This window comes from Streptomyces uncialis, assembly GCF_036250755.1.
Lineage (GTDB): Bacteria > Actinomycetota > Actinomycetes > Streptomycetales > Streptomycetaceae > Streptomyces > Streptomyces uncialis.
This window is the reverse complement of sequence record NZ_CP109583.1, coordinates 4,773,432-4,784,275: the sequence shown is the minus strand read 5'-3', so window position 1 is coordinate 4,784,275 and position 10,844 is coordinate 4,773,432. Positions and strand designations below refer to the sequence as shown.

The 10,844-nt window shown below is 74.1% G+C and carries 9 protein-coding genes; 7 read left to right on the top strand and 2 right to left on the bottom strand.

What is annotated here, in order from left to right:
* Positions 1-60 precede the first annotated feature (60 nt).
* Positions 61-858: a TrmH family RNA methyltransferase gene (locus OG711_RS19860; protein WP_329559949.1), complete on the top strand. Its 798-nt coding sequence runs from the start codon at positions 61-63 to the stop codon at positions 856-858.
* Between the two features lie 12 nt (positions 859-870).
* Here OG711_RS19860 and paaN read toward each other — a convergent pair whose 3' ends face one another.
* Positions 871-2,562: a phenylacetic acid degradation protein PaaN gene (gene paaN, locus OG711_RS19855; protein ID WP_329559948.1), complete on the bottom strand. Its 1,692-nt coding sequence runs from the start codon at positions 2,560-2,562 to the stop codon at positions 871-873.
* Positions 2,563-2,711: 149 nt separating this feature from the next.
* Between paaN and OG711_RS19850 the strand changes: the two genes are divergently transcribed.
* The gene (locus tag OG711_RS19850) at positions 2,712-4,226 is read left to right on the top strand and encodes a 3-hydroxyacyl-CoA dehydrogenase (protein WP_073782735.1); all 1,515 of its coding nucleotides are present in this window, start codon (positions 2,712-2,714) and stop codon (positions 4,224-4,226) included.
* On the top strand, positions 4,223-4,813 hold the full coding sequence (locus OG711_RS19845) for a TetR/AcrR family transcriptional regulator (RefSeq protein WP_073782738.1): 591 nt from the start codon (positions 4,223-4,225) through the stop codon (positions 4,811-4,813). The genes OG711_RS19850 and OG711_RS19845 overlap by 4 nt, the downstream gene beginning before the upstream one ends.
* A 151-nt stretch (positions 4,814-4,964) precedes the next feature.
* Here the strand turns inward: OG711_RS19845 and OG711_RS19840 are convergent, their stop codons facing one another.
* Positions 4,965-5,558 carry an Lrp/AsnC family transcriptional regulator gene (locus tag OG711_RS19840; protein ID WP_404048316.1) on the bottom strand — a complete coding sequence of 198 codons (594 nt, stop codon included), beginning with the start codon at positions 5,556-5,558 and terminating at the stop codon, positions 4,965-4,967.
* Positions 5,559-5,770: 212 nt separating this feature from the next.
* On the opposite strand from OG711_RS19840, the gene pdhA reads away from it, so the two are divergent.
* From pdhA to OG711_RS19820, 4 genes are all read left to right on the top strand, one after another.
* On the top strand, positions 5,771-6,910 hold the full coding sequence (gene pdhA, locus OG711_RS19835; protein WP_073782742.1) for a pyruvate dehydrogenase (acetyl-transferring) E1 component subunit alpha: 1,140 nt from the start codon (positions 5,771-5,773) through the stop codon (positions 6,908-6,910).
* A complete protein-coding gene (locus OG711_RS19830; protein ID WP_073782744.1) occupies positions 6,907-7,914 on the top strand; it encodes an alpha-ketoacid dehydrogenase subunit beta in 1,008 nt (335 codons plus the stop codon). Before pdhA ends, OG711_RS19830 begins: the two co-directional genes overlap by 4 nt.
* Positions 7,914-9,482 (top strand): dihydrolipoamide acetyltransferase family protein, encoded by a 1,569-nt coding sequence (locus OG711_RS19825; protein WP_329559947.1) that lies wholly within the window; start codon positions 7,914-7,916, stop codon positions 9,480-9,482. The genes OG711_RS19830 and OG711_RS19825 overlap by 1 nt, the downstream gene beginning before the upstream one ends.
* A 93-nt stretch (positions 9,483-9,575) precedes the next feature.
* Entirely contained in the window at positions 9,576-10,640 is a 1,065-nt protein-coding gene (locus OG711_RS19820) for a DUF6457 domain-containing protein (RefSeq protein WP_329559946.1), read from the top strand.
* Positions 10,641-10,844 lie beyond the last annotated feature (204 nt).

Below are 10,844 nucleotides of genomic sequence, written 5' to 3'. Positions count from 1 at the left end.
CCGACCGCACGTCTCCGGGGCACGACTGTCGGGTCCCGGACCGCACGTAGGCTGACCGGCATGAACGCGAGCGGAACCCTTCCCCACCCCGGCGACGGCCGTGACCCCGACGGCGCCGTCCGGGCGTGGCGGGGTCTCGCCCCGGACGCCGTGCTGCTCGACGGGTTCCACGCGGTGAAGCACGCCCTGCGGTTCGGCGCGACGGTCCCCGTCGCCCTGACCAGCGACCGGGCCGCCGTCCTCGCCCTCGCGGACGATCTCGCGCCCGATGTACGGGCCGCGCTGGACGCCCTGCTCGTGGAGGTACCGGCCGACACCCTGCGCGCGCTGGTGCCCCGGCTGCATCCCACCGCTGTCGCCGCGCTCGGCTCGCGTCCGTCCCGTGCGGAGGGGCTCGCCGCGCTGTCCCGTGTCCCGCGGACCCGCCCCGTCGTCGTTCTCGACCAGCCGCGCAACCTGGGCAACGCCGGGGCCGTGATCCGGCTCGCGGCGGGCTTCGGGATCACCGGGGTGATCACCACCGGGACGCTCGACCCCTGGCACCCCACGGTCGTACGCGGGGGCGCCGGGCTGCACTTCGCGACGGTGGTGGAGCGCGTCGAGGACGCCGGACAGCTTCCCCCGGGGCCGCTGTACGCCCTCGACGCGGAGGGCGAGGACATCCGCGGCCTCACCCTCCCCGACGACGCGATCCTCGCCTTCGGCTCCGAACGCACCGGACTGTCCGCTCCGTTGCGCGAGCGCGCCGACCAGCTGGTGTCGCTGCCGATGAACCCCCGGGTCTCCAGCTACAACCTGGCGACGAGTGTCGCGATGACCCTCTTCCACTGGTCCGCCGGCCACGGCCCGGCGGTGTAGGCGCGCTTCCCGTCACACCGTGCCGCGGACCTCCACCACACGGAAGCGGCCCGCGACGAAGGCGCCGTCGCACAGGGTGGCGTTCGCCGCCGGGTTGCCGCCCGAGCCGTGGAAGTCGGAGAAGGCCGCGGTCTGGTTGAGATAGACCCCGCCGGTGAGGTTGAGCGACAGCTGGGCGGGCTCGTCCAGACAGACCTCCTCGACGGCCCGTGCCACCTCCTCGGACGTCGTGTACGCCCCGACCGTCATCGCGCCCTTCTCCCGGATCGTCCGGCGCAGCAGCTCCACGGAGTCGGCGGTGGAGTCCATGGCGACGGCGAAGGAGACCGGGCCGAAGCACTCGTCGAGGTACGCGGCCCCGTCGTCCGCCTTGGTGCCGTCCAGCTTGACGACGGCGGGGGTGCGGACCACGGCCTCCGGGTACTCCGGGTTGCTGACCGCGCGGGAGGCGAGGGCGACCTCACCGAGGTCCGGGGCGGCGTCGAGCCGGGCCTTCACCCCGGGGTTGACCAGGGCGCCCAGCAGGCCGTTCGCACGGGCGTCGTCGCCGAGGAGACCGCTCACCGCCGCCGCCAGGTCGGCCACGAACTCGTCGTACGTGCGCGGGCCCGCGTCGGTGGTGATGCCGTCGCGGGGGATGAGCAGGTTCTGCGGGGTGGTGCACATCTGGCCGCTGTACAGGGAGAGCGAGAAGGCCAGGTTGGCGAGCATGCCCTTGTAGTCGTCGGTGGAGTCGACGACGACGGTGTTGACGCCCGCCTTCTCGGTGTACACCTGCGCCTGGCGGGCGTTGTCCTCCAGCCAGTCACCGAACTCCGTGGAGCCGGTGTAGTCGATGATCCGGACCTCGGGGCGCAGCGCGAGGGTCTTCGCGAGGCCCTCGCCGGGGCGTTCGGCGGCCAGGGCCACGAGGTCGGGGTCGAAGCCGGCGTCACCGAGGACCGCGCGGGCCACCTGGACGGTGAGGGCCAGCGGGAGCACCGCGCGCGGATGGGGCTTGACGAGGACGGCGTTGCCGGTGGCGAGCGAGGCGAACAGGCCCGGGTAGCCGTTCCACGTGGGGAAGGTGTTGCAGCCGACGACCAGGGCGACGCCGCGGCCCACGGGGGTGAACCGCTTGGTCAGCTCCAGCGGGTCGCGCTTGCCCTGGGGCTTGGTCCACCCGGCGGACGCGGGGGTGCGGACCTGCTCGGCGTACGCGTAGGCGACGGCCTCCAGACCGCGGTCCTGGGCGTGGGGGCCGCCCGCCTGGAACGCCATCATGAACGCCTGGCCGCTGGTGTGCATGACGGCGTGCGCGAACTCATGGGTCCGGGCGTTGATCCGGGCCAGGATCTCCAGGCAGACCGCGGCGCGCAGCTCCGGCCCGGCCGCGCGCCAGGCGGGCAGGCCCGCGCGCATGGCCGGGAGCAGGACGCCCGGGTCGGGGTGCGGGTACTCGACGCCCAGCTCGGGGCCGTACGGCGAGCGCTCGCCGCCGACCCAGTCGTCGGTGCCGGGCTGGCCGAGGTCGAGCCGGGTCCCGGCGACGGCGTCGAACGCGGCCTTGCCCTCGGCGGGGCCGAGGCTGCCGTTCTCCCCGTACGCCTTGGGGTGCTCGGGGTGCGGGGACCAGTACGCGCGGGTACCGATCGCCTCAAGGGCCTGGTCGAGCAGCTGGCGGTGCTTCGCTACCAGCGGGTGCGCGGTGGGTTCGGCGGCCATGGGGGACCAACTCCTCCTCGGGACGGCTGCTGACTGAGCCGACGAGCTGGGCAGGAACAGGCGGACAGAGCTAGAGTAACCGAACGATCGGTCGGGACAAGGGGGTCCGCCGAACCTGTGGAAAACCCCGTGCGGGAGGATCTGCGAGCATGACAGCAATCGACCTCAGCAGCCCGGTGGCCGTGGTGGGTGCCGGCACCATGGGCCAGGGCATCGCCCAGGTCGCGTTGACCGCCGGTCACCCCGTACGGCTCCTCGACGCCGAACCCGGGCGCGCCGCGTCGGCCGCCGACGCGATCGGCGCCCGGCTCGACCGGCTGGTCGACAAGGGCCGCCTCGACGCCGCCGAGCGGGACGCGGCCCGCGCCCGGCTGGAGCCCGTCACCACGCTCTCGGCGCTCGCCGGGTCCGGCCTGGTGATCGAGGCCGTCCTGGAGCGGCTGGAGGTCAAGCAGCGGCTGCTGCGCGACCTGGAGGACATCGTCGACGACGACTGTCTGCTCGCCACCAACACCTCGTCCCTGTCCGTGACCGCCATCGCCGGGGCGCTGCGGCACCCGGGCCGCTGTGTGGGGCTGCACTTCTTCAACCCGGCGCCGCTGCTGCCGCTGGTCGAGGTGGTCTCCGGTTTCGCCACGGACTTCTCGTCGGCCACGCGCGCGTACGAGACGGCCATGGCCTGGGGCAAGACCCCGGTCGCCTGCGCGGACACCCCCGGGTTCATCGTCAACCGCATCGCGCGCCCCTTCTACGCCGAGGCGTTCGCGGTGCACGAGTACCAGGGCGCCGACCCGGCCACCATCGACGCCGTGCTGCGCGAGTGCGGCGGTTTCCGGATGGGCGCGTTCGAACTCACCGACCTCATCGGCCAGGACGTCAACGAGGCGGTCACCCGCTCGGTGTGGGAGGCGTTCTTCCACGATGTGCGGTTCACCCCGTCGCTGGCCCAGCGGCGGCTCGTCGAGTCCGGGATGCTCGGCCGCAAGGCCGGCCGCGGCTGGTACGCGTACGGGGACGACGCCGAACAGCCCGAACCGCACACCGCCGACCCCGCGCCCGTGCCCGCCCATGTCGTCGCCGAGGGCGATCTCGGCCCGGCCGGGGCGCTGCTGGACCTGATCCGCGAGGCGGGCATCCCCGTGCGCGAGGAGGAGGAGGACCACGGCACCCGGCTGCTGCTGCCCGGCGGCGGTCAGCTCGCGCTGGCCGACGGCCAGACGTCGGTGGAGTTCCGGGACGTCGTGTACTTCGATCTCGCCCTCGACTACCGGGCCGCCACCCGGATCGCCCTGTCCGCCTCCCAGGACACCTCCGCACGCACCCTGAAGGAGGCCACCGGGCTGTTCCAGGCGCTCGGCAAGGACGTGAGCCTCATCGGGGACGTCCCGGGGATGATCGTCGCGCGGACCGTGGCCCGGCTGATCGACCTGGCCATGGACGCCGTCGCCAAGGGCGTCGCCACCGAGGAGGACATCGACACCGCGATGCGGCTCGGCGTCAACTACCCGCTGGGCCCGTTCGCGTGGAGCCGCAGGCTCGGCCGCAGCTGGGCGCACTCCCTGCTGGACGATCTGCATCTGCGTGACCCCTCGGGCCGCTACGCCCCCTCGCTGGCGCTCTACCGCCACGCCTACGCCTCCGAGAAGCGGGAGCCCGCCTCATGACCGCCCCGAAGCGCGACACGTACACCCCTGAGTCCCTGCTCGCCGTGGCGGTCACCGTCTTCAACGAACGTGGCTACGACGGCACCTCCATGGAGCATCTGTCCAAGGCCGCGGGCATCTCCAAGTCGTCCATCTACCATCATGTGACCAGCAAGGAGGAACTGCTGAGACGGGCCGTCAGCCGGGCCCTGGACGGCCTCTTCGGCATCCTCGACGAGGAACCCGCGCGCGTGGGACGCGCCGTGGAGCGACTGGAGTACGTCACCCGGCGCATGGTCGAGGTGCTGATAGGCGAACTGCCCTATGTGACGCTGCTGCTGCGGGTGCGCGGCAACACCGACACCGAGCGCTGGGCGCTGGAGCGCCGCCGGGACTTCGACCACCGGGTCTCCGATCTGCTGAAGGCCGCGGCGGCCGACGGCGAGGTGCGCGGGGACATCGAGGTCCGGCTGGCCACCCGGCTGGTCTTCGGGATGATCAACTCGATCGTGGAGTGGTACCGCCCCGACAGCCGGGGCAGCGGTGACCGGGAGGTCGTGGACGCCGTGGTCCGCCTCGTCTTCGAGGGCCTGCGCCGCCAACCCTGACCCCCGGCGGAGCCGACCCACGACCGTCGTACGTCACCCCGCCGCCCTCACCCGACGCCATCCCGCCCAACGTCGCCCCGCGCGCGTGCACGCTGCCCACGTCACTCCGTGCCGAAGTGCACCCGCGCGCGTGGACCCCGCCCCGGGGCCGTCACGGCTCGGGGTACAGATGGTCCTCCTCGAAGACCAGCAGGGTGCGGGTGCTCAGCACCTCAGGGATCGCCTGGAGCCGGGTCAGGACCAGTTCGCGCAGGGCCCGGTTGTCCGGGGAGTGCACCAGCAGCAGTACGTCGAAGTCCCCGCTGACCAGGGCGATGTGCGCGGCGCCCGGCAGCGCCCGCAACTGCTCGCGGACCGTGCGCCACGAGTTCTGGACGATCTTCAGGGTGATGTAGGCCGAAGCGCCCTGCCCGGCCCGCTCATGGTCGATACGGGCGCCGAACCCCCGGATGACACCGTCCTCGACCAGACGGTTGATCCGCGCGTACGCGTTCGCCCGCGACACATGGACCCGTTCGGCGACCGAGCGTATCGACGCACGGCCGTCGGTCTGGAGGATCTGGAGGATGTCCCGGTCGATGGCGTCCAGCGGCCGGGGCGGCAGCGCGGAGGGTCCGGCCGGGCCCCGGGCCATGAGTCCCAGGGACTCCTCCCGGGCCGGATCGCCAGGCTCCGGGCGGCCGTCGTCCTCCGGCCCGCCCCGGCCCTGTGCCCCGGCCCCGTCGGCCATTCGTTCAGATGCCATGTCCCCCGGCCTCCCTACCATGGACGTACTGCGCCTATCCCAGGATGTGGAGAACCGTTTGTCCACAGCCTGGCGGTGCCTGTAGCCAGATTGTGCCGACGACCGAACAATCGGTAGGTGAGGCGTGGCACCCCGTCGCCGCCTCCACCGCTCCCACGAGGAGACCGTTTCGACGAGGAGGTGCACGCGTGAAGAGGCACAGCACACCGGTGATGGAGCAGCGCGGGGCATACACGCCCACCCCGCCCCCCGCCTGGACCCCGCGTACCGATCCCGCCCCGCTGCTGCCCGACGCGGAGCCGTACCGCGTCCTCGGCACCCCCGCGGCCCGTGAGGCGGACCCGGAGCTGCTGCGGCGCCTGCACACCGCGCTGGTCCGCGGCCGCCGCTACAACACCCAGGCCACCGCGCTCACCAAGCAGGGCCGGCTCGCCGTGTACCCGTCGAGCACCGGGCAGGAGGCGTGCGAGATCGGCGCCGCGTTCGCCCTGGAGGAGCGCGACTGGCTGTTCCCCAGCTACCGCGACACCCTCGCCGTGATCGCCCGGGGCGTCGACCCCGTCGAGACGCTGACCCTGCTGCGCGGCGACTGGCACACCGGCTACGACCCCTACGAGCACCGGGTCGCCCCGCTCAGCACCCCCCTCGCCACCCAGCTCCCGCACGCCGTCGGACTCGCCCACGCGGCCCGGCTCAAGGGCGACGACGTGGTCGCGCTGGCCATGGTCGGCGACGGCGGCACCAGCGAGGGCGACTTCCACGAGGCGCTGAACTTCGCCGCCGTCTGGCGCAGCCCCGTCGTCTTCCTCGTCCAGAACAACGGCTTCGCGATCTCCGTCCCGCTCGACAAGCAGACCGCCGCCCCCTCCCTCGCCCACAAGGCCGTCGGCTACGGCATGCGCGGCCGGCTGGTCGACGGCAACGACGCCCTCGCCGTCCACGAGGTGCTCACCGAAGCCGTCCGCCACGCGCGCGCGGGCGGCGGACCTACCCTCGTCGAAGCCCTCACCTACCGCGTCGAGGCCCACACCAACGCCGACGACGCGGGCCGCTACCGCGCCCCCACCGACGGCGACGCCTGGCGCGCCCACGACCCCGTCGCCCTCGTCGAGGCCGAGCTGACCGCCCGCGGGCTCCTCGACGCGGACACCCTGGAAGCCGTACGGGCGGACGCCGAGACCATGGCCGCCGACCTGCGCGCCCGGATGAACCAGGACGCCCCGCTCGACCCCATGGACCTCTTCGCCCACGTCTACGCCGAGCCGACCCCCCAGCTGCGCGAACAGGAAGCACAGCTGCGCGCCGAGATCGCCGCGGCAGCCGAGGACCGGCCGGAAGGAACGCCCCGATGAGCACCACCGTCGCCGCCAAACCCGCGACCATGGCCCAGGCCCTGGGCCGCGCCCTGCGGGACGCCATGGCCGACGACCCGGCCGTGCATGTCATGGGCGAGGACGTCGGCACCCTCGGCGGGGTCTTCCGGATCACCGACGGGCTCGCCGCGGAGTTCGGCGACGAGCGCTGCGCGGACACCCCGCTCGCGGAGGCCGGCATCCTCGGCGCGGCCGTCGGCATGGCCATGTACGGGCTGCGGCCCGTCGTGGAGATGCAGTTCGACGCGTTCGCCTACCCCGCCTTCGAGCAGCTCGTCTCCCATGTGGCCCGGATGCGCAACCGCACCAGGGGCGCCATGCCCCTGCCGATCACCGTGCGCGTGCCCTACGGCGGCGGCATCGGCGGGGTCGAGCACCACAGCGACTCCTCCGAGGCGTACTACCTGGCCACACCCGGTCTGCATGTCGTCACCCCGGCGACCGTCGCCGACGCCTACGGGCTGCTGCGCGCGGCCATCGCCTCCGACGACCCCGTGGTCTTCCTCGAACCGAAGCGGCTGTACTGGTCGAAGGCCGACTGGAACCCGGACCACCCGCTGTCCGTTGAACCCATCGGACGCGCGGTGGTGCGGCGGACAGGCCGCAGCGCCACGCTTCTGACGTACGGGCCGTCCGTCCCCGTCTGCCTGGAGGCGGCCGAGGCGGCGACGGCCGAAGGGTGGGACCTGGAGGTGGTGGATCTGCGCTCGCTGGTGCCTTTCGACGACGAGACCGTCTGCGCCTCGGTGCGCAGGACCGGCCGCGCCGTCGTCGTCCACGAGGCGGGCGGCTTCGGCGGACCGGGTGGCGAGATCGCCGCCCGGGTCACCGAGCGCTGTTTCCATTACCTTGAGGCTCCAGTACTGCGCGTGGCCGGGTTCGACATCCCGTATCCGCCGCCGATGCTCGAAAGGCACCACCTTCCGGGCGTCGACCGGATCCTGGACGCCGTGGCCCGGCTTCAGTGGGAGGCGGATAGCTGATGGCACAGGTGCTGGAATTCAAGCTGCCCGATCTCGGGGAGGGACTCACCGAGGCGGAGATCGTCCACTGGCTGGTGGAGGTCGGCGACGTCGTCGCCGTCGACCAGCCGGTGGTCGAGGTGGAGACGGCGAAGGCGATGGTCGAGGTGCCCTGCCCGTACGGCGGGGTGGTCACCGCCCGCTTCGGCGAGGAGGGCACGGAACTGCCCGTGGGCGCGCCGCTGATCACCGTGGCGGTCGGCGCGCTGAGCCCCGACGAGGTGCCGGACGCCTTGGAGACGGCCACCCCGGCCCCGTCCGGCACGGCGGACCCCGCCGCCGCGCACGACGCCGCCGCGAACGACGCCGCCCCGAGCGGATCTGCCGCGAACGGCTCCGCCACGAACGGCTCCGCCACGAACGGGGCCGCCCGGGAGGCCGACGGCGCCTCGGGCAACGTACTCGTCGGATACGGCACCGCCGCGGCGCCCGCCCGGCGCCGCCGGGTCGGCCCCACCAGGCCGACCGCCACCGTGCCGCGCACCGCCCCGGCCACCGGGACCCCCGGGACTCCTGGGCCCGCCCCCGTCGGCATCCCCGTGTCCGTGACCGCCGGACGGGACACCCCGGCCGCGCCCGGCACGGCACCCGCGCGGGGGGACGGCCCCGTCCCCGTGATCTCGCCGCTCGTGCGCAGGCTCGCCCGGGAGCACGGCATCGACCTCGCGGAGCTGGCCGGATCGGGCCCCGACGGCCTGATACTGCGCGCCGACGTGGAGTACGCGGCCCACGCCGCGCGCACACGCCCGCGTGCCGTGCCCGGCCAGGACCACGCCACGACCCCGGCCCCCCGCCCGTCGGCGGAGAGCTCCCCGGCCGACCGGTCCGTCCCCGCGGGCGGCGTCGTCCGTACCCCGCTGAAGGGCGTACGGGGCGCCGTCGCCGACAAGCTGGCCCGCAGCCGCCGGGAGATACCCGAGGCGACCGTCTGGGTCGACGCCGACGCCACCGAGCTGATGCGCGCGCGGACCGCGATGAACGCCGGGACCGGCCCGCGGGTCTCGCTCCTCGCGCTCCTCGCCCGGATCTGCGCCGCGGGCCTCAAGCGGTACCCCGAGCTGAACTCCACGGTCGACACGGCAGCCCGGGAGATCGTCCGGTTCGACGCCCTGCACCTCGGATTCGCGGCCCAGACCCCGCGCGGTCTGGTGGTGCCCGTCGTCAAGGACGCCCATACCCGCGACGCCGAGTCGCTGTCCGCCGAGTTCGCCCGGCTCACCGACGCGGCCCGCGAAGGCCGCCTCACCCCCGCGGAACTCACCGGCGGCACCTTCACGCTCAACAACTACGGCGTCTTCGGTGTCGACGGCTCCACCCCGATCATCAACCACCCCGAGGCCGCCATGCTCGGCGTCGGCCGGATCATCCCGAGGCCCTGGGTCCACGAAGGAGAGCTCGCGGTCCGCCAGGTCGTCGAGCTGACCCTGACCTTCGACCACCGGGTGTGCGACGGCGGGGTCGCGGGCGGCTTCCTGCGGTACGTCGCGGACTGCGTGGAACAACCGGCGGTGCTGCTGCGCACCCTCTGACCCGCACCCCTGGGCCGCCTCCCCCGAGCGCCGGCCGACCACCACGACGGCCCCCGGGGCGGCGCTGATCCACTCAGCGCCCATACTCGGGGGATGACCGCGAATGACGGCGCGTACGACGCCGTGGTCCTCGCCGGAGGTGCCGCCCGGCGCCTCGACGGGGCGGACAAGCCGGGGATACGGGTGGGTGGCCGCACGCTGCTCGACCGTGTCCTCACGGCCTGCGCCGACGCCGCGTCGACCGTCGTCGTCGCCGCGCCACGGCCCACCGCCCGACCCGTGCGGTGGGCCCGGGAGGACCCGCCCGGCGGCGGCCCCCTCGCCGCCCTCGACGCCGGACTGCGGCACGTCACCGCCCCCGTGACCGTCGTCCTCTCGGCCGACCTGCCGTTCCTCGACCGCCGGTCGGTACGCGGTCTGCCCGCCGCACTGAACGCCGTCCCCGACGCCGACGCCGTCCTGCTCACCGACGCGCACGGCCGTGACCAGCCACTGGTCGCCGCCTACCGCACCCGCCCGCTGCGCGACGCGCTCGCCGCGCGGATCAGGGAGCACGGCGGCCCGGCCGGTCTGCCGCTGCGCCCCCTGATCGCGGCCCTCCGCGTGGTCCGGCTCCCCGACCCCCTCGCCTCCTTCGACTGCGACACCTGGCAGGACATCGCGACGGCCCGCGCCCGGATCAGGGAGCATGGGCATGTGCTGGACGAATGGATGACCGCGGTCAAGGACGAGCTGGGCATCGACCTCGACGTCGACACCGCGCTGCTGCTGGACCTCGCCCGGGACGCCGCGCACGGGGTCGCCCGCCCCGCCGCGCCCCTGACGACGTTCCTCGTGGGCTACGCGGCGGCCCGCGCGGGCGGTGACCCCGAGGCGGTGGCCTCGGCGGCCCGCCGCGCGACGGACCTGGCCACCCGCTGGGCCACGGAACAACCGGACCCGGCCCAACCCCCGGGACCCCGGGCACCCACGGACCCGGCCGAACCCCCGGAGCCCGAAGCGCCGACGGACCCGACCGCAACCCCGGGGCCCGGAGCGCCGACGGACCCGACGGCACGGACGCGGCCGACGGACCCCGCCCCGGACCCGGACCCCGCCCCGAACCCCGCTCCCGCTTCCGGCACCGACTCCGCCGCGCCCCGGCCCGATGCTCCATGACCGGCCCGCATCCTGACGACCATCTGGCCCTCTACGAAGCCGTCACCGAAACCCCCCGGCGAACGACGGGCACGACGGGCACGACGGACGGGAGACCGGCCCCGGCGCACCACACGGGACAGGGCCCCGGCGCCCCGGAAACCCCACCCGACCCGGCTCCCGCACCACCCGGCCCCGGTGACGGCACGGAGGAATCCAGCGCGA

Bases quoted from the DNA above. Each gene is read 5' to 3' on its own strand.
- OG711_RS19830 (WP_073782744.1), top strand. From the start codon at position 6,907: ATGAGCACCACCGTCGCCGCCAAACCCGCGACCATGGCCCAGGCCCTG.
- OG711_RS19825 (WP_329559947.1), top strand. From the start codon at position 7,914: ATGGCACAGGTGCTGGAATTCAAGCTGCCCGATCTCGGGGAGGGACTC.
- OG711_RS19840 (WP_404048316.1), bottom strand. From the start codon at position 5,558: ATGGCATCTGAACGAATGGCCGACGGGGCCGGGGCACAGGGCCGGGGC.
- OG711_RS19820 (WP_329559946.1), top strand. From the start codon at position 9,576: ATGACCGCGAATGACGGCGCGTACGACGCCGTGGTCCTCGCCGGAGGT.
- paaN (WP_329559948.1), bottom strand. From the start codon at position 2,562: ATGGCCGCCGAACCCACCGCGCACCCGCTGGTAGCGAAGCACCGCCAG.
- OG711_RS19845 (WP_073782738.1), top strand. From the start codon at position 4,223: ATGACCGCCCCGAAGCGCGACACGTACACCCCTGAGTCCCTGCTCGCC.
- OG711_RS19860 (WP_329559949.1), top strand. From the start codon at position 61: ATGAACGCGAGCGGAACCCTTCCCCACCCCGGCGACGGCCGTGACCCC.
- OG711_RS19850 (WP_073782735.1), top strand. From the start codon at position 2,712: ATGACAGCAATCGACCTCAGCAGCCCGGTGGCCGTGGTGGGTGCCGGC.
- pdhA (WP_073782742.1), top strand. From the start codon at position 5,771: ATGGAGCAGCGCGGGGCATACACGCCCACCCCGCCCCCCGCCTGGACC.